We start from the raw sequence: 17,034 nt of genomic DNA, 5'->3' as shown, positions 1-17,034 counted from the left end.
CCGCCTCGCCCGGAGCCCGCAGTCTCGGAGCCCCGCACGCCGGCGGCGGCCCACCACCGACTCTGACCAGCCCCGCACCGGCCACCCGCAACCCAAGGCGCAACGCCCACCGGAAACACCCGACCCACTCGGAAAAGCCGGCCGAGAACCCGACCCGAGCCCCCTCCCGCCCCCGCTGCCGGCCGGTTTTCGCCGACCAACACGCCCGCCTCGCCCGGAGCCCGCAGTCTCGGAGCCACGCACGCCGGCGGCAGCCCACCACCGACTCTAACCAGCCCCGCACCGGCCACCCGCAACCCAAGGCGCAACGCCCGCCGGAAACACCCGGCCCACTCGGGAAGGCCGGCCCGGGAACCTGACCCAACCCGCCTCCCTGCCCGCCGCTGCCGGCCGGATTTCGGCGAGCAACACGCCCGCCTCGCCGGGAACCCCCGGTCTCGGAGCCCCGCACGCCGGCGGCGGCCCATCGCCGACTCTGGCCGATCCCGCACCGGCCACCCGCGGCCCAGGGCGCAACGCGCGCCGGGAACGCCCGGCTCGGCTCAGCTCCGTTCGTGGAACTGGCGGGTCACCTCTGTCCAGCGTTCGAGCAGTGCCGGGTTTTCGCGCCAGGTGCTCACTGCCGAGTACGCGACTACTCGGGTTGCCACTCCTTCGTAGCGGGTCAGGAGGGACTGGGCCAGGTCGGTCCAACGGGCCGTTACCGTGAGGGTGTCCAGGATTTCGTCGGTGATGGCGGTGGCCATGGCCTGGCGGTCCTTGGTGGCGAAGAGGCGGTTGAGGCGGGGTTGGAGGTCGTTCCAGCCGTGGGTTTCGAAGACCTTCGAGTAGCCGGGGGTCGAGCCGTAGAAGGCCAGGCGCAGGCGCAGCTTCTCGCGTTCGGTCTCGATCTCCTCGTCGGTGTCGCCGGTGGCCGTCATCACCGGGCAGACCAGCGCGAAGTCGTCGGCCGCGCCGCCGGCGGCCAGTTCGGGGCGGACCACCTCGTCGATGTAGCGCACGCTGTGCAGCGGGTGCACGTGCAGGCCGTCGGCCACCTCGCCGATCATGCGCAACATCCACGGGTTGACCCCAGCCAGGTAGATCGGCGGGTCGGCGATCGAGCCGCCCGGCGTCCACTCCGGCGTCATCAGGGTGAACCGGTAGAAGTCGCCCTTGAACCGCAGCCGTTCCTCGCCCCGGAAGGCCGCCCAGATCGCCCGCAGCGCGCCGACGTACTCGCGCAGTCGTGGGCCCGGCCGGTCGAACTCGGCCGAGTAGCGCCGTTCGATGTGTGGCCGCACCTGGGTGCCCAGGCCCAGTACGAACCGGCCGCCGGTCGCCTCGGCCAACTCCCAGGCCGCCGACGCGGTGACCATCGGGCTTCGGGCGAACGCGACCGCGATGCCGGTCCCGACGGTCAGGTTCTCGGTGGCCAGCGCCGCGGCGGTGGCGGCGGTGTACGCGGTGCGGCCGCCCTCGGTGAGCCACAGGCCGTCGAACCCGGCGCGCTCGGTGGCTGCCGCGGCCCGTTGCATGTCGCGGAGGGTGAGGCCGGCTGCCATGACATCGAGCTGAGGGGTTGTCAGGCGACGGGGTGTCGGCGGAGAGGGGGTCACTGGTGCTCCTGTCGTACCGAAGGGTCCTGCTGTTGCGATGATTCCGCCGCCAGTACACCGTCCCACGCGCCGGTGACCGTGCCGGTCCAGCGTGGTGTGCGCCGTTCGGACCACGCGCGCGGGCCCTCGCGGGCGTCGTCGGTGCCCATCAGCACGCGGTGGTAGGCGGTTTCCAGGCGTTCGACCTCGTCGAGTCCGGCGTCGGCCCACAGCAGTCGTTTGGTGAGCGCGGCCGACACCGGGTGCACGTTGGTCGCGATGTCGCGCGCGATCTCCAGCGCGGCGGGCAGTACCTCGTCGGCGGGCAACGCCCTGGACACCAGGCCGAGTACGGCCGCCTCGGCGCCGCGGAAGGTGCGCCCGGTCAGCAGGATGTCGGCGGCCACCGCCCGCGACGTGGCCGCCGGTACCGTCCAGTGCGACTGGGCGTCGGGGACCATGCCGCGCCGTACCTGTGGAATCGCCAGCTTGGCGTCCTCGGCCACGAGCCGGATGTCGCACTGCATCGCCAGCGTGAAGCCGATGCCGATCGCGTGCCCGTTGATCGCCGCGATCACCGGCTTGCGCACCTCCCAGGCGGCCGGCCGCACCGGCGACGCGCTGAACTCCCGCGACCGCGCCGCCACACCGGCACCCGCGCTCAGCGCCGGCGCCGCCCCCGAGCCTGTCCCCGAACCCGGCCCCGCGAAGCTGTCCGCCTCCGGCGACATGTCGGCGCCCGCGCAGAACGCCCGCCCCGCGCCCGTGAGTACCACCGCGCGCACCGCGTCGTCGGCGTCACACCGCGCGTAGGCGTCCCCGAGGGCCGAACCCATACCCCCGGAGAACACATTGAGTTTGTCGGGACGATCCAACGTGACGACGGCAACCCCGTCGCGGATGTCGAACTTGATCACCCTGGGACGGTAAGCGGAATCCTTGACCAGATCAAGTGATGACTTCGCGCATTCCGACCGCCCACGACCCTCGCGCGATTGCCCACAAAAATTGCCGGGGTCCACCGTCGAATGTCACGAACGCAGCCACTGCGAACGCCGCCCGTACGGCCAACCCCGGCAATCAATATGGAATATGACGAATAGTCGGATGGTCAGACGGCGCTGTCCTCGACCTCGGCCGCGGGAATCTCGCCCTGGGCCATCTCCTCGACGAATCGCTGCAGCAGCGTGGCGAACGTCTCGCGATCCTCGTCGCTCCAGCGGTCGAGCATCTCGCTCATCCGTCGATCCATGACGTCGTTCAACCGGCGCCGCACGGAGTCGCCGCGCGGGGTGAGCGAGACGAGGCTGACCCGACCGTCGTCCGGACTGGGCGAGCGCCGGACGTAGCCGTCCCGCTCCAACTGGCCCACCTGGCGCGCGGTGGCACCCGGGTCCATGTTCGTCATGCGCGCCAACTCCCCCATGGGGAGCGGGCCTTGCTTCTCGATTCGGCGCAGCAGCACATAGGCGGGCTGCGAGATGGTCGCGCCCGCCGCGGCGGCCTGGCCCGCGTACACTCGGCGGCTGGCGTGGCGCCGAAGCAGGGCCTCCAGCGCCCGCTGGATCGCTTCGACGTTTTCGGTGGAGTTCACCCCGCCATGATAGCAGTCCTTGACTACGTCAATTTAATACTGTGCGATAACGTGCATTACCCGTATCGGATTCCGGATTCCGTGCCCGAGCGGCCGGATCGGCCCGATGGGCCGCTCGGCAAATGCCTCGCATTGTGGAGTGGGTACCTCGGGTGCCTCGACGGATGTACGTGCGCGTACGGGCGTGTACCGGTGTGTACAGGCCTACCGGAGGCAGGTGTTGCGGGCTCGATCCGAGCGGTCGCCTCGGTCCCGACGGAGGAAACGAGACCGAGACGACCTGCCCATGGACTATGTCAGTCGTCCGACGATCAGACAATGGCAACCGGATTGATGGGACTGCCCGTTGCACCGGTGACCGGAAGCGGGGATACGCACAGCAGGCACGAATAGGTACCCGCCTGTGCCATGCCCTCGGCAAGGTCGGTCAACCACAGGTGTTCGAGCAGCGGTACACCCGATTCCACCAGCAACGCGATGTGTACCGACAGGAAGCGGTCGTCGAACGGAATGCACTCGACCGCGCTGTTGTCGGCGCCCACGACGCTGATCTCCCGGGCCCGGACGTAGTCGACCGCGTCGAGCGACAGACCGGGCTGCGCGAAGGACGGCTCGCGGCCGGACGCCTCGATCGCCCGGTATTCGTCGAGGTAGCCGGTCCGCACAAGCAACGCGTCGCCGGACCGCACCTCGACCCCCTGCCGCTCGGCGCAACCCGCCAGATCCGCGGCGGTGATCCGGTAGCCGCCCTCCAGGTGCGGCGTGTCGAAGTGGCGGGGCAGGTCGAGCAGCACCGCCCGGGTCGCGAACGCGCCCAGCTTGTCGATCCCACAGCGGCCGGCGCCGGTGTGGGAGCGGAACGTGTCGGCCGGGAAGCCGTTGTAGAAGCGGCCCTTGGCCTGGACGTGGCAGAGCGCGTCCATGTGGGTGAGGTTGTGCGACGGGATGATCAGCACGTCCTCGTTCGACCCGACGTCGCCGCCACCCTCGAAGCCGTCGTACATCGCGTCGGTCTGACTCACCAGGGTCAACCGCTGCGGCGAGCCGCGGAAGTCGAAGGCCGGCTGGTTCCCGCGCGTGATGGGCAGCGCGAGGGAGTACGTCCGCCCGGTCCGGACCTCGTGCGCGGCGGCTCGCACCCCCTCCGGTTCGATCAGGTTCAGCGCCCCGCGCTCGTCCTCCGCGCCCCAGCGGCCCCAGTTGCCGGCGGGGGGCGGGGCGACGGACGACGCGGCCCCTTCGGTCGAGCGAGTCTCCGTCATGCCTGCCGCGATCCTCTCGGGGGAACGGGTGAACGAATGAGCGGGTGGACGGGTGGACGGGGGGGTGGGCCGACGGATCCGCACCCCGATCCGGCCCGGGCGTTCCGGATGGGCGGCCGGATCAGAACGCGATGACCCCGCGCGCGATCCGCCCGTGGTGCATGTCGTCGAGGACGTCGTGGAAGCCCTCCGCCGGATAGACCTTGGACACCAGCGCGTCCAAGTCGAACTTGCCCTGGCGGTACAGCTCGACGATGGTCCGGATGTCCTCGTGCGGACGTACGCCGCCGGCCCGGGTGCCCAGGATGCCCCGGTCGCACTGGAGCAGGTTGGCGATCCGGATGCTCGCGGTCGCGGTCTGCGCCGGCTGGCCGACGGCAATCAGCGTGCCGCCCCAGTCCAGCGCCTCCATGGCATTTTCGAGCACGGCCGGGATGCCGGTGCACTCGAAGATCCAGTCCACGCCGCCCGCGCCGAACACGCCGACCTTGACCTCGTCGCTGTACGGGAACAGGGTGCGGATCTCGTCGGCGACATCGACGCCCTTGCCGGACTTGACGAAGTCGGTCGCGCCGAACGCGCCTGCCAGTTCGAACTTGCCGGGCACGGTGTCGATGCCGACCACCCGGCCCGCGCCCTTCAAGCGCAGCGCCTGGACGGCGGACAGACCGACGCCGCCGAGGCCGATCACCGCCGCGGTCTGCCCGGGGAGCACGTTGGCCCGGTTGAGTACGGCGCCCGCGCCGGTGACCACGCCGCACGGGACCAGGCACGCGGAGGTCAGCGGCACGTCCTTGGGGATGGACACGCACTGGATCTCCTTGACCAGGGTCAACTCGGCGAAGGTGGAGGCGCCCGCGAAGTTCCACACCGGCTCGTCGCCGATCGTGAACGGCGTACCGCGGTTGCCCAGCGTCTGGCGACAGCGGTTCGGGTGTCCGGTCTGGCAGTGCCGGCACATCCCGCACGCGGCGATCGTGGTGATCACGACGTGGTCGCCCGGCGCGACCGAGCCGACCCCCGCGCCGACCTTCTCCACGATGCCGGCGCCCTCGTGGCCGAGCACGGACGGCGTGGGCCACTCGATCACGCCTTCGAGCACGCTGACGTCGCTGTGGCAGACGCCGGTGGCGACGATCCGCACCAGGACCTCACCGGCCTCCGGATCACGTACGGTGACGTCGTCCCGGATCTCGGCGCCCGTGGCGGTGTGCAGGATCGCGCGCATGTACCGTCTCCTCGTTCCGGGCGGACGGCCCGCCGCGAGGTGTTTTCGCCGCGCCCCGGACCGGCCCACCCCAAGCCGAACACTCACATCCTTGGTCACTACAACCGATCTCGATTATTCATCGGTGTCCGGAGAGGTCAAGGCATACCGGGATGGGATCTGACGGACCGTCGGATCCGTTCGGGGTGTGCGTGGACGGTGTTCGAGGCGGGTTCGGGGCCTGTTCGGAGCGTGCTCGGGGCCGGTCGGGCCGCTGCCCGATCGCCCGGGTCAGCCCACCGTGGGGCTGCGGCGTTCCAGGAGGGTGACGTCGCGCCAGCGGTCGCGGTGGCGGCCGACGCGTTCGCGCACGCCGATGGTGCGGAAGCCGAGGGCGGCGTGCAGGGCAAGGCTGCCGGCGTTCTCGGGGAAGACGCCGGCCTGGATGGTCCATACGCCGGCCGCCTCGGTCGAGGCGATCTGGGCGGCGAGCAGCGCACGGCCGACGCCCCGGCCGGCCGCGTCGGGGTGCACGTATACCGAGGTCTCCACCACACCGTGGTAGACCGGGCGGCGCGAGGTCGCGCTCGCGGCCACCCACCCGAGCACCGCGCCGCCGGTCCCGTCGAGCGCGACGAAGCGGTGGTCGGGCAGCTTGCCCGCGTCGAACTCGGCCCAGTCGGGCGCGTGTTCCTGGAACGTGGCGTTGCCGGTGTCGATGCCGAGCTGATAGATCGCGAGCACGGACTCCGCGTGCTCGGCGTGCATCGGCACGATCGTGACGGCGGCGAAATCGCGGCCGTCGGGGGCTGGGGCGGTCGAGGTCATGGCGTTCTCCGAGGACGGGACGATCCGGCGGACACGGCCGTCGGCAACGATCGACGGGACGGTGAGCGAAGCCACGGGCACACCTCCATCCTCACCGGCGCCCCCACGGACCCCACACGGGGGTGGCCGCCCGCGATAGTCGCGTGCGTTCCCGGAGCCGCGCCGGTATAACTCGCCGGATGGGAACACACGCAGCACAGGATCTGGAGGCGACCGTCGCGCACGCCGTCGCCGTGTTGGCCGAGGCCGCCGAGGGCGATCGGGACTGGTCGCGGCCGGCCGGCGACCTCGACTGGGACTGCTGGGACACGCTGGTCCACGTGGTCGGGGATCTGTACGCCTACGCGGGTCAGGTCGCGTCGGGTCGCATGGACGACTACGTCCCGGTCGACATCCACGCCGAGGACGACCCGACGCCCGCCCAGATGTTGCACGCGGTCCGTGCCGGCGGCACGATCCTGGCGTCGGTGGTCACCACGCAGCCGGACTCGAACCGCGCCTATCACCCGTACGGCGTCTCCGACCCCGACGGCTTCGCCGCGATGGGCATGATCGAGGTGATGGTCCACATGCACGACATGGCGGCCGGGCTCGGCCTCGACTACCGGCCCGACCCGGAGATCTGCGCCCGCGTCCTGGCCCGGATGTTCCCCGACGCCCCCGCAGGCTTCGAGCCGTGGCCGGCCCTGCTGTGGTGTACCGGCCGCACCGAGTTGCCGGGCCATCCGCGCCGGGTGGGCAAGTGGCGCTGGAAGGGCACCCCGGACGAGTAGGGCGGGAATCGTTCGGGGGCGGGAAGCGTCCGGCAGCGGGAATCCTTCGGGAGCGGAATTCTTCCCCGGTCGACGCCCCGACCCCGGAATCCGGCTCCGGGCCACCGCACCTACGCTGCGGGCTGGCAAGCGCCGATGCGCCTCGCGTTCGTACCCGAAGGAGCCCGCAATGACCGCACCTTCCCTGGATGGACTTCGCTTCGCCCCGCTCGGTCGGCCCGAGCACGGAGAGGTGGACGCGTCCACGCTGTTCGCGTACCACGAGGCGGACGGCCGGATCTGGGCCGAGTACGACGGCGGCGACATCGTGCACGGCCACCTCGTCGGTACCCGCGACGGGGACACACTGGACTTCCGCTATGTGCAGTTGAACCGCTCCGGGGGCACCGCCTCCGGGCACTGCGTGAGCGCCGTCGTCGTATTGCCCGATGGCCGGATCCGGTTGGACGAGACCTGGGAGTGGGAGTCGCGCGAGGGCCACGGGACGAGCGTGGTGGAGCAGGTCGCCGAGACCGGGAACTGACCGCCGGCGGCGGGTCCGGGCCAGGACGGGACAGTCGCCCGGAGCCGTCGCGCGAAGACCTCCGGCATGCCCCCGTCCCCGGCACCCGGTCGGTTGTCGGACGCGGTATCTACGTTGGGCCGCAACGGACATCGCGACCGAAGGGGTGGCCATGGGGTTCAACGGGGACATCGTCGTTTTACGTGCGGACACGCCGCTGGCCGACCTGGCGCCGTATGTCGGCGGGGAGGGTCATCCGGTCTACGCCGAGTGGGCCTACAGCGACGGCTGGCGCGCGGTGCACGTGCGCCACTTCGAGGATCCGTACGCCTTCCAGGGCCCGTGGTTGACCGACCTGGCCGCCCGGACCGGCTCCCCCGTGCTGGTGTGCGGGGTGTTCGAGAGCGATGTCGCGCACGTCCAGGGACTGAGCGGGACGCACTTTTGGGAGGGATGGCTCGACCCGGGCACCGCCGCCTCGCGGTTGGCGCAGGACCGGTGGCACCGGGGCGGCGGGCGGGGCGACTTCGCCCGGTTCCGGGACGAGGCCGCCGCGTGGCTGGAGCAGGACCGGCCGCGGGTCGCCGAGGCGGCGGTGCGGTGGGCGGCGGCGGCCGGTTACCAGGTGCGGCCCGAGCCGATCCTGGAGTTGTTGAGTTGCCGCCGGGATCCGTTCGTCGAGCAGTTGTTCTTCACCCTGCTCAACCACCTCGGGCTCACCGAAGTCCCTGGCGGATAGCGCGAGTTCGAGGGTCGGTCAGTCCCGGCCGGCCTCGTCGACCCGCTCCACCTCGGTGTCCTCCGGCCGGATGGGGCGGCCGTCCGCCGCACGCACCTCCAGGGTGCGCAGTGGACGGCCGTCGCGTCGGTCCAGGAGCCGGGACATCGGCTCGCCGGGCCCGAACCAGTGCGCCTCGCCCCACTGCCGCAGCGCGACGACCACGGGGAACAGGTCGCGCCCCTTCGCGGTCAGCACGTATTCCCGGTAGGCGCTGCCGTCCGACGCGGGCACCGTCTCCAAAATCCCACCGGCCACCAGGGCGCGCAGTCGCGCGGTCAGGATGTTCTTGGCCACCCCGAGACTGCGCTGGAACTCGCCGAACCGGCGGCTTCCGTCGAACGCGTCGCGCACGATCAGCAGCGACCACCAGTCGCCGATCGCGTCCACCGAGCGCGCCACCGGACAACTGTCCTCGTCCAACCGCGTGCGCTGCACCATGTCCCGTCCTCTCGCTCACCCCACCGGTTGCAACATGCTACCAAGGTTGCCTATGGTCACCTGGTGGCAACTTGCAACCGGATATCTCGCGCCCTCACCCTGCTCTTCGCGATCGCCGCCGGCGTCGCGGTCGCCAACGTCTACCTCGCCCAGCCGCTCCTGGTCACCATGGGCCACGACCTCGGCCTCGCGCCCGGCACGGTCGGCGTCGTGGTCACCCTCACCCAGGTCGGCTACGGGTTCGGCCTGTTCCTGCTCGTCCCGCTGGGCGACCTGATCGACCGCCGCCGCCTGATCGTGGGTCAATTCGCGCTGCTCACGGTCGCGTTGGTCGCCGTCGGAACCGCCCGAGGGGCCGCCCCGCTGTTCCTGGCGATGATCGCGGTCGGCCTGCTCGCCGTGGTCACCCAGGCGGTGGTCGCGTACGCGGCCTCGCTCGCCGCCCCCGCCGAACGAGGTCGCGTGGTCGGCGCGGTCACCAGCGGCGTGGTCGTCGGCATCCTGCTCGCCCGCACCGTCTCGGGCGTGCTGGCCGACCTCGCGGGCTGGCGCGCGGTGTACCTGTGTTCGGCCGCGCTGACCCTGGTGCTGGCCGCGACGCTGTACCGCGTACTCCCGAGGCGGCGCGCCGGCGCTGCCCCGCTGTCGTACCGCAGGCTGCTCGGCTCGACCGTGCGACTGTTCGTCGAGGAACCGGTCTTCCGCGTCCGGGCCGGCTTCGCCCTGCTGGTCTTCGCCGCGTTCAGCACGCTCTGGAGCAGCATCGCGCTGCCGCTGAGCGAACCTCCGCTGTCCCTGTCGCACACCGCGATCGGCGCGTTCGGTCTGGCCGGCGCGGCCGGCGCACTGGGCGCGATCCCCGCCGGGCGGCTGGGCGACCTCGGCCACGCACACCGGGTCACCGGGATCGCGCTGATGTTGCTGACCGTGTCCTGGCTGCCGCTCGCCTTCACCCGTCAGTCGTTGTGGGCCCTGGTGGTGGGCACGATCGTGCTCGACCTCGCCGTCCAGGCGGTACACGTGACCAATCAGAGCCTGATCTACCCGCTCCGTCCGGACGCCGGCAGCCGGCTGATCGGCGGCTACATGATCTTCTACTCGATTGGCAGCGCGGGCGGCGCGATCGCCTCGACCACGCTGTACGCGGCGGCGGGCTGGACCGCCGTCTGCCTGCTCGGCGCGGGCTTCGGCGCGCTCGCGCTGCTGCTGTGGGCATGGGATCCGATGCGACGCGGTCGGCCCGCGCCGGTCGGCGCGTAGCCTGCCTCCCGTCGCGTCGACGGTTTCGGCGACGGGGCGCCGACCTGCACGAACGTGAACGGCCGAACGGCCGAACCCGGGCCCCGCCGGCGGGCCCCGGGCGGGGTCCGCCGGCCGGGCGTCGCCGGCTCACGCGTCGAAGGAGTCCCTGCGGGTGCGCGGGCGCTTGCGCGCCGCCGGGATGGGCTGCGGCGCCGCGCCCTCGACCACCGTGTTGGCCACCGTACCGATGCCCTCGACCGTCAGCGAGACCGTGTCGCCCGGGCGCAGCGACGGCAACTCGCTTCCCCGGCCCCACAGTTCGCCCAGGCAACCACCGTTGCCGCAGGTGCCGGTGCCGAGCACGTCGCCGGGCCGGATCCAGGTGCCGCGCGAGGCGTAGGCGACCAGTTCGGCGGGCGGCCAGCCCATGTTGACCAGCGAGTCCCGACCGATCTCGACACCGTTGACCGAGGCGCGCATGGCCAGGTCCAGGAAGCCGTCCGCGTCCCGGTACTCCTCGAACTCGTCCGCCGTCACCAGCCACGGGCCGAGCGTGGTCGCGGTGTCCTTGCCCTTGCACGGGCCCAGGCCGACGCGCATCTCCCGGGACTGGAGGTCGCGGGCCGACCAGTCGTTGAAGATGGTGTAGCCGATGATGTGTTCGCCCGCCTGATCCACCGTCAGGTCCCGACCCGCCCGGCCGATCACGATGCCTACCTCCAGCTCGAAGTCGAGCACGGCCGACCCCGGCGGCATCGGGACCGGGTCGTTCGGGCCGATGATCGCGTACGGGTTGGTGAAGTAGAAGGTGGGCAGCTCGTACCACTCCGGGACCACGACCGCGCCCGGCCCCTGCACGGTGATCATGGCTCCTTCGACGTGCTCCTCGAACGCCACGAAGTCGCGGACCGTGGGCGGCTGGAGCGGCGGCAACAGGCGTACGTCGGCAAGCGCGACCGAGGGACCGGCCAGGGCCGCCTCGCCCGCCGCGCGCAGGGCCTCGGCACCACGCTCGATCAGGCCGAGCAGGGTCTCTCCGGCCGGCAGCGGATGTACCGCGTCCTCGCCCGACACCACTCCGGAGTGGATCGAGCCATTCAGGTCGAAGGTCGCGAACTTCACGATTGGTGCTCCTTGTTCCGGTACGTGCCGAGGACCGGCGACGATGCGTCGGTATCGCTAAATGATCACATCGGCGCCGGTCGATCCACGCCCCGACCTCGGCGGACGGCGTCAGGTCAGCAGCCGCGCACCGGTCTTCGCGCGCACCTCGTCCTCGGTCACCCCGGGGGCGGTCTCGACCAGGAGCAGACCGCGATCGCTCACGTCGAGCACCGCGAGGTCGGTGATGATCCGCCGCACGCAACGTTTCCCGGTGAGCGGCAGGGAGCACTCGTCGACGATCTTGTGCTCGCCCTTCCTGGTCACGTGCTCCATCAGCACGATCACCCGACGGGCGCCGTGCACGAGGTCCATCGCGCCGCCCATGCCCTTGATCATGCTGCCGGGGACGGTCCAGTTCGCCAGGTCGCCGACCACGCTGACCTGCATCGCGCCCAGGATGGCGGTGTCGATGTGGCCGCCTCGGATCATCCCGAAGGAGAGCGCCGAGTCGAAGTAGGAGGCGCCGGGCAGGACCGTGACGGTCTCCTTGCCGGCGTTGATCAAGTCCGGGTCGACCGCGTCCTCGGTCGGGTACGGCCCCACCCCGAGCAGCCCGTTCTCCGAGTGCAGCACGACGTGTACGCCGGCCGGGATGTGGTTGGGCACGAGGGTGGGCAGGCCGATCCCGAGGTTGACGTAGGAGCCGTCGATCAGCTCGGCCGCGGCCCGCGCGGCCATCTCTTCCCTGGTCAGGGCCATCAGTCGCGCACCGTTCCGCGCACCGCCGGCGCGCCGTTCGTGGTCTTCTTCTCGATCGGCTTCTCGGCGACCTGGGCGGGGGTCAGCGCCACCACACGCTGGACGAACACCCCGGGCAGGTGTACCGCGTCGGGATCGAGGTCGCCCGGCTCGACCAGTTCCTCGACCTCGGCGACGGTGATCCGACCGGCCATCGCCGCGAGCGGGTTGAAGTTGCGCGCCGACTTGTCGAACACGAGGTTTCCGTGCCGGTCGCCGCGGGCCGCCCGGACCAGGGCGAAGTCGGTGGTGATGGCCTCCTCCAGGACGTACTCGACGCCGTCGAAGACGCGGACCTCCTTGCGCGGCGAGGCCACCAGTACGTTGCCTTCGGCGTCGTAGCGCCACGGCAGTCCGCCCTCGGCCACCTGCGTCCCGACCCCGGCCGGTGTGTAGAACGCAGGGATCCCACAACCACCGGCCCGCAACCGCTCGGCCAGCGTGCCCTGAGGGGTCAGCTCCAGTTCCAGTTCCCCGGAGAGGTACTGCCGGGCGAACTCCTTGTTCTCCCCCACGTAGCTACCGGTCGCCCGAGCGATCCTCCCGGCGTGCAACAGGATGCCGAGCCCCCACCGATCGACCCCGCAGTTGTTCGAAACCACCCTCAGCCCGGCGGCCCCCTGCGCATGCAGGGCACCGATCAACACCGAAGGAATCCCACAGAGCCCAAACCCCCCAACGGCAACCGAGGCCCCGTCCCACACATCCGAAACCGCCTCAGCAGCCGCCCCGACCACCTTGTCCACACCATCTCCATTCACCACCCCGCCCTCCGGACGCTAACCCCACCTCTCCCAACCCCCCACAGCCCCCTTCCACTCACCGGAAGCCCGAGGGGGACAACAACACGCCGGGAACCCGAAGCCGCACACAACAACGCCGACCGGGCCAAAATCTCAGCCCGGCCGGCGTTTGAGGCCACTCTCGGCCGAAGGCCGGACGAATTCAGCCCGGCCGGCGCCTCTCAGCCCGGCCCGCGCCTCTCAGCCCGGCCGGCGTTTGAGGCCACCGGCCGAAGGCCGGACAGATTCAGCCCGGCCGGCGCCTGAGGCCGGCCAGGCCGCCAGGCCGGCCAACCACACCTACGCGTAGCACGAGAGCGGCTTGCCCCCGTTGAACGTCACCATGTCCCCGAGCGCCGCGTAGACATCGATCGCCCCCGCCCGCTCCACCCCGCCCAACTCCGCGTAGGCCCGGTGCAGGTTGCCCACGATCCGCTCCGAGTCGGACAGCGCCGCGTACTCGCCCAGGTCCGTCTCCCGCGCCACGCTCAACGGGTCCAGACCCGCGTCGAGGCCCTTGCGCGCGGTCTCCAGCACGAACTCGGTGTACCCGATGGCGTAGTCGATCTGGTCCGGACCGCACACCTCGCCGTGCCCGGGGACCAGCGTCGTCGCGCCCAACTCCTTTACCTTCTCCAGCACTTCGAGGTAGCCGGCGGGCGAACCCATCAGCAGGAACGGAGTGCCGCCGTTGAAGATCAGGTCGCCCGTGTACAGGACACTCTGCTCCTCCAGCCACACCACCGAGTCGTTCGAGGTGTGCGCGGCACCGAAGTGCCGGACCTGGGCCCGCAGATCGCCCGCGTACACGGTGACGCCCTCGGTGAAGGTGAGGAACGGCGGTACCGCCCGCACGCCGCCCCAGCCGACGCCCGGCCAGATCGACTCGACCTCCATGATCCCGAGGTTCAGTATCTCGGTCCGGGTCTTTTCGTGCGCGACGATCGTGGCCGTCTCGAACAGGTAGTTCCCGTTCGTGTGGTCCCCGTGGTGATGCGTGTTGATCAGCGTGCGCACCGGTGCGTCGGTGTGCTTGGCGATCGTCTCCTGGAAGGTCCGGGTGCGGGCCTCGGTGGCGCAGCCGTCGATCGCGACGACGCCCTCCGGACCGACCAGGAACCCGGTGTTGTTGATCCACCAGGTGCCGTCCGGCTGGATGTACGCGTACGCTCCGTCGGCCACCTCCTGGACGCGAGGCGGATCCATCCGGCCGTGATCGTGCTGCGACGTGCTCATCGATACTCCCGATCGACTGGGGGTGTGCGTTGACGTGCTTACACCGCCGACCGCCCTCCGCGCAGCCTGACGTACCGTCAGTTGCCGTGTCCGGGAGGGCTTGTCCCGGGATGTCCCGGGCCCGATCGGCGATTTGCGGTCAGTTGACCACGCGTCCGGTGAACGCGGCGAGCCGGTCCGCGGCCGGCGCGTCCGGGTCGACCGGCTGCTCCGGGCCGAACGCGCGGCCCTCGCCGCGGGCGGCGTCCGGAAGCGTCTGCCGCATACGCTCGAGCAGTTCCTCGGCGAGTTCGGGGTCCAGGTCGCTCGGCCGGCCGAGCGCCCGAGCCAGGTCCCACGCGTGCACGAAGATGTCGCCGGTGGCCATGCCGAGCAGGAAGCCGCCGGTCCGCTCGCCGAACGGGGTCTTGATGGCGGCGGCGACCCGCTCCGGGGTGAAGGTCGCGATCATCGTCTCGACCGCCGCCTCGAAGTCCTCGCGGGGATCCTCGGAGACCGGCTCGTTCGGCCCGGTCAGCGCCGACGCCAGGCCGCGCTGCGCGCCGGTCGTATGCGCCAGCAGGGCCCGGACGTCCCATTCCGAACACGGACAGGGCAGGGTCAACTCCGCGTCGCCGACCTCGGCCAGCAGCCGGCGGAAGCTCTCGACGGCGCGCCGATACTGGGTGATCTGGTCCACGAAGGCTCCTCGGGGGTGACGCCGCGCCCACGCGGCGTGATGTCCGGGTGACGGGAGACGAGCAGCGGACAGGCTACGCCCAGGCCCCGAGGCCGCGATACGTCGCGGTTGGGGAATGATGACGCCCGCACGAATGTTTCGTCCCGGGTGCGTCCGGCACCGGGACCGCCGGTACAGCCGACCCGCGCCCGTCCCGTACACCGCCCGAACTTCCCGCGTCCCGACGCGCCGTCGCGGCCCGACACCGCGCGCCGTCCCCGGGCCCCCGATCCGGAAGGCTGGAGAGCAAGTGAAGGTCGAGATCTACAGCGATATCGCGTGCCCGTGGTGCTACGTCGGCAAGCGGCGCTTCGAGCGCGCGTTGGCCGTGTTCCCCGGCGGCGAGGACGTCGAGGTCACGTACCGCCCGTACGAACTGGACCCGAGCACGCCCACGACACCGGCCCCGCTGCGCGAGCGGCTGGCGAAGAAGTTCGGCGCGGCCAACCTGGACACGATGAACGCCCGGCTCGCCGAGATCGGCGCGGGCGAGGGCATCACCTTCGACTTCGCCAACGCACTGGCCGTGAACACGCTGACCGCGCACCGGCTGTTGCGGCTCGCGCTGACCGAGTACGGCCCGGCGGCCCAGGCCGCGCTCAAGGACCGGTTGCTCGCCGCGTACTTCACCGAGGGCGAGAACGTCGCCGACCACGCCCGCCTGACCGAGTTCGCGGTCGAGGCCGGCCTGGATCGTGATCGGGTGCTCGCCTACCTGGCCTCCGACGAGGGTGTCGCCGAGGTGCGGCGGGAGATCGACGAGGCGCGGGAGATCGGCGTCACAGCGGTGCCGACGTTCGTCTTCGAGGGCACGTGGGCGGTGCAGGGCGCGGAGGAGTCCGCCACCTTCCTCCGGGTGCTGGGGCAGGTGCGGGAGGGGATGCGCGAGCGCGACGGCTCGTCGTCCGCCCCGGAGCCGGCCGCCGCCGACGCGTGCGCCGACGGCTCCTGCGCGGTGTGAGCACGCTGGGGGAACGGGCCGAGACGCCGTCCGTCGCGCGGCTGCGTCGCGCACGGTTCGCGGCCCTGTTCGTCTTCTTCGCGTTCAGCGCCGCGGTGGCCGACTTCCTGGCCCGGATCCCCCAGTTCAAGGAGGATCTGGACCTGGACGACGCCCAGTTGGGCCTGGCCCTGCTCGGCTCGCCGGTGGGCGCGCTGGTGGCGGTGCAACTCGCGGGCACCGCCGCCGGGCGCTGGGGCAGCAGACGCGTCGCCCGGGTGTCGGTGATCGGCGGCTGCCTGTCCCTGCTGCTGCCGGCGTTCGCTTGGGACCTGCCCTCACTCGCGGTCGGGCTGCTGGTCCTGGGTGGCCTGATGGGCTTCACCGACGTCGCGGCCAACGCCCAGGGCGTGGCGATCGAACAGCGGTTGCGCCGCCCGATCATGAACAGCCTGCACGGCGGCTACAGCCTGGGCGGCCTGTTCGGGGCCCTGATCGGCTCCGGCGCGGCGGCGCTCGGCATCACCCCCAGGGTGCACCTGTCGATCATGGCCGGCGTACTGGCGGTCGCGGTGTGGGCGGGGTCGCGGGCACTTCTGGGTCCCGTGGACGACCCCCATGTCCGCGAGCCGGTACGCGCGCCGGAGACCACCGCCGACGCGGACCGCGCACCCGCCCGGGCCGAAGGCGGCCTGGGCCGACTGCTCGCGGGCTACCGCGCGGTGGTCCTGCTCGCGCTGATCGGCCTGTGCTCCTTCGTCGGCGAGGGCGCCGTCGCCGACTGGAGCGGGGTGCACCTGCGCGAAACGCTGGACAGTTCGGCGGGCGTCGCCGGCCTCGGCTTCGCGGGCATGTCCGTGGCCATGGCGGCCGGCCGCTTCGCGGGCGACCACGTGGTGGAACGCTTCGGCCCGGTGCGCGTGTTGCGCGTGGGCGCGCTGATCGCCGCGGTGGGCATGACGATCGCGCTGGTCACCCCCTGGCCGGCGATATCGGTGCTCGGCTTCACCCTGTTCGGCGTCGGCGTGGCCCCGGTCGCCCCGGTGACGTTCAGCGCGGCCGGCAACACCCCCGGGGTTCCGGCGGCATGGGCCATCTCCCGGGTGACCGGCATCGCGTACATCGGCCTGCTGGCCGGCCCTCCGGTGATCGGCTTCATCGCCCACCACACCAGCCTGACCACGGCCCTGGCCATCCCGGCGGTACTCGTGGCCGTCATCGCCCTCACCGCGGGAGCGGTCCGCCGCTGAAC

18 protein-coding genes are annotated in these 17,034 nt (G+C 71.4%); 6 read left to right on the top strand and 12 right to left on the bottom strand.

The genetic code is table 11. The features are described 5' to 3' along the window. Positions 1 to 542 precede the first annotated feature (542 nt). The 6 genes from ACH4XV_RS19490 to ACH4XV_RS19465 all read right to left on the bottom strand — a co-directional run bounded on the left by ACH4XV_RS19490 (position 543) and on the right by ACH4XV_RS19465 (position 6,408). On the bottom strand, positions 543 to 1,544 hold the full coding sequence (locus ACH4XV_RS19490) for a TIGR03617 family F420-dependent LLM class oxidoreductase (protein ID WP_395791344.1): 1,002 nt from the start codon (positions 1,542 to 1,544) through the stop codon (positions 543 to 545). Positions 1,545 to 1,594: 50 nt separating this feature from the next. Then, complete coding sequence (locus ACH4XV_RS19485; RefSeq protein ID WP_395791342.1) at positions 1,595 to 2,494, bottom strand: enoyl-CoA hydratase/isomerase family protein; 900 nt, start codon at positions 2,492 to 2,494, stop codon at positions 1,595 to 1,597. 194 nt (positions 2,495 to 2,688) lie between these two features. Continuing rightward, positions 2,689 to 3,171, bottom strand: coding sequence for a MarR family winged helix-turn-helix transcriptional regulator (locus ACH4XV_RS19480; RefSeq protein WP_160161547.1), 483 nt, complete (start codon positions 3,169 to 3,171; stop codon positions 2,689 to 2,691). Positions 3,172 to 3,482: 311 nt separating this feature from the next. Then, positions 3,483 to 4,433, bottom strand: coding sequence for a cyclase family protein (locus tag ACH4XV_RS19475; RefSeq protein WP_395791340.1), 951 nt, complete (start codon positions 4,431 to 4,433; stop codon positions 3,483 to 3,485). A 121-nt stretch (positions 4,434 to 4,554) separates the two neighbouring features. Further along, positions 4,555 to 5,661 (bottom strand): alcohol dehydrogenase catalytic domain-containing protein, encoded by a 1,107-nt coding sequence (locus ACH4XV_RS19470; RefSeq protein ID WP_395791338.1) that lies wholly within the window; start codon positions 5,659 to 5,661, stop codon positions 4,555 to 4,557. 270 nt (positions 5,662 to 5,931) lie between these two features. Then, positions 5,932 to 6,408: a GNAT family N-acetyltransferase gene (locus ACH4XV_RS19465; RefSeq protein WP_395791992.1), complete on the bottom strand. Its 477-nt coding sequence runs from the start codon at positions 6,406 to 6,408 to the stop codon at positions 5,932 to 5,934. Positions 6,409 to 6,647: 239 nt separating this feature from the next. On the opposite strand from ACH4XV_RS19465, the gene ACH4XV_RS19460 reads away from it, so the two are divergent. The 3 genes from ACH4XV_RS19460 to ACH4XV_RS19450 all read left to right on the top strand — a co-directional run bounded on the left by ACH4XV_RS19460 (position 6,648) and on the right by ACH4XV_RS19450 (position 8,482). Then, complete coding sequence (locus ACH4XV_RS19460; protein WP_395791336.1) at positions 6,648 to 7,241, top strand: hypothetical protein; 594 nt, start codon at positions 6,648 to 6,650, stop codon at positions 7,239 to 7,241. A gap of 169 nt (positions 7,242 to 7,410) precedes the next feature. After that, positions 7,411 to 7,764, top strand: a complete 354-nt coding sequence (locus ACH4XV_RS19455; protein WP_395791334.1) for a hypothetical protein — start codon at positions 7,411 to 7,413, stop codon at positions 7,762 to 7,764. Positions 7,765 to 7,915: 151 nt separating this feature from the next. Continuing rightward, positions 7,916 to 8,482 (top strand): hypothetical protein, encoded by a 567-nt coding sequence (locus ACH4XV_RS19450; protein WP_395791332.1) that lies wholly within the window; start codon positions 7,916 to 7,918, stop codon positions 8,480 to 8,482. 18 nt (positions 8,483 to 8,500) lie between these two features. On the opposite strand, the gene ACH4XV_RS19445 is transcribed toward ACH4XV_RS19450, so the two are convergent. Beyond that, complete coding sequence (locus ACH4XV_RS19445; protein ID WP_380036475.1) at positions 8,501 to 8,962, bottom strand: winged helix-turn-helix transcriptional regulator; 462 nt, start codon at positions 8,960 to 8,962, stop codon at positions 8,501 to 8,503. A gap of 63 nt (positions 8,963 to 9,025) precedes the next feature. Here ACH4XV_RS19445 and ACH4XV_RS19440 point away from each other — a divergent pair, with 63 nt between their 5' ends. After that, positions 9,026 to 10,222 (top strand): MFS transporter, encoded by a 1,197-nt coding sequence (locus tag ACH4XV_RS19440; protein WP_395791330.1) that lies wholly within the window; start codon positions 9,026 to 9,028, stop codon positions 10,220 to 10,222. A gap of 129 nt (positions 10,223 to 10,351) precedes the next feature. On the opposite strand, the gene ACH4XV_RS19435 is transcribed toward ACH4XV_RS19440, so the two are convergent. From ACH4XV_RS19435 to ACH4XV_RS19415, 5 genes are all read right to left on the bottom strand, one after another. Beyond that, on the bottom strand, positions 10,352 to 11,326 hold the full coding sequence (locus tag ACH4XV_RS19435) for a fumarylacetoacetate hydrolase family protein (protein WP_395791328.1): 975 nt from the start codon (positions 11,324 to 11,326) through the stop codon (positions 10,352 to 10,354). Positions 11,327 to 11,437: 111 nt separating this feature from the next. After that, a complete protein-coding gene (locus ACH4XV_RS19430) occupies positions 11,438 to 12,067 on the bottom strand; it encodes a 3-oxoacid CoA-transferase subunit B (protein ID WP_395791326.1) in 630 nt (209 codons plus the stop codon). After that, entirely contained in the window at positions 12,067 to 12,852 is a 786-nt protein-coding gene (locus ACH4XV_RS19425; RefSeq protein WP_395791324.1) for a CoA transferase subunit A, read from the bottom strand. Before ACH4XV_RS19425 ends, ACH4XV_RS19430 begins: the two co-directional genes overlap by 1 nt. 336 nt (positions 12,853 to 13,188) lie before the next feature. After that, positions 13,189 to 14,124, bottom strand: a complete 936-nt coding sequence (locus tag ACH4XV_RS19420) for an MBL fold metallo-hydrolase (protein ID WP_395791322.1) — start codon at positions 14,122 to 14,124, stop codon at positions 13,189 to 13,191. A 139-nt stretch (positions 14,125 to 14,263) separates the two neighbouring features. After that, entirely contained in the window at positions 14,264 to 14,803 is a 540-nt protein-coding gene (locus ACH4XV_RS19415) for a TIGR03086 family metal-binding protein (RefSeq protein ID WP_395791320.1), read from the bottom strand. Between the two features lie 289 nt (positions 14,804 to 15,092). Here ACH4XV_RS19415 and ACH4XV_RS19410 point away from each other — a divergent pair, with 289 nt between their 5' ends. After that, on the top strand, positions 15,093 to 15,803 hold the full coding sequence (locus ACH4XV_RS19410; protein WP_395791318.1) for a DsbA family oxidoreductase: 711 nt from the start codon (positions 15,093 to 15,095) through the stop codon (positions 15,801 to 15,803). Next, complete coding sequence (locus ACH4XV_RS19405) at positions 15,800 to 17,032, top strand: MFS transporter (protein WP_395791316.1); 1,233 nt, start codon at positions 15,800 to 15,802, stop codon at positions 17,030 to 17,032. The genes ACH4XV_RS19410 and ACH4XV_RS19405 overlap by 4 nt, the downstream gene beginning before the upstream one ends. The last annotated feature ends 2 nt before the right edge of the window (positions 17,033 to 17,034 follow it).

Source organism: Embleya sp. NPDC020630, assembly GCF_044334985.1.
In the GTDB taxonomy this organism is placed as follows: Bacteria; Actinomycetota; Actinomycetes; order Streptomycetales; family Streptomycetaceae; genus Embleya.
This window is presented reverse-complemented; position numbering and strand designations above follow the sequence as displayed.

Coding starts and splice junctions, on each gene's coding strand:
- ACH4XV_RS19490 (WP_395791344.1), bottom strand. CDS start 1,544: ATGGCAGCCGGCCTCACCCTCCGCGACATGCAACGGGCCGCGGCAGCC.
- ACH4XV_RS19475 (WP_395791340.1), bottom strand. CDS start 4,433: ATGACGGAGACTCGCTCGACCGAAGGGGCCGCGTCGTCCGTCGCCCCG.
- ACH4XV_RS19470 (WP_395791338.1), bottom strand. CDS start 5,661: ATGCGCGCGATCCTGCACACCGCCACGGGCGCCGAGATCCGGGACGAC.
- ACH4XV_RS19465 (WP_395791992.1), bottom strand. CDS start 6,408: ATGCACGCCGAGCACGCGGAGTCCGTGCTCGCGATCTATCAGCTCGGC.
- ACH4XV_RS19460 (WP_395791336.1), top strand. CDS start 6,648: ATGGGAACACACGCAGCACAGGATCTGGAGGCGACCGTCGCGCACGCC.
- ACH4XV_RS19455 (WP_395791334.1), top strand. CDS start 7,411: ATGACCGCACCTTCCCTGGATGGACTTCGCTTCGCCCCGCTCGGTCGG.
- ACH4XV_RS19450 (WP_395791332.1), top strand. CDS start 7,916: ATGGGGTTCAACGGGGACATCGTCGTTTTACGTGCGGACACGCCGCTG.
- ACH4XV_RS19445 (WP_380036475.1), bottom strand. CDS start 8,962: ATGGTGCAGCGCACGCGGTTGGACGAGGACAGTTGTCCGGTGGCGCGC.
- ACH4XV_RS19430 (WP_395791326.1), bottom strand. CDS start 12,067: ATGGCCCTGACCAGGGAAGAGATGGCCGCGCGGGCCGCGGCCGAGCTG.
- ACH4XV_RS19420 (WP_395791322.1), bottom strand. CDS start 14,124: ATGAGCACGTCGCAGCACGATCACGGCCGGATGGATCCGCCTCGCGTC.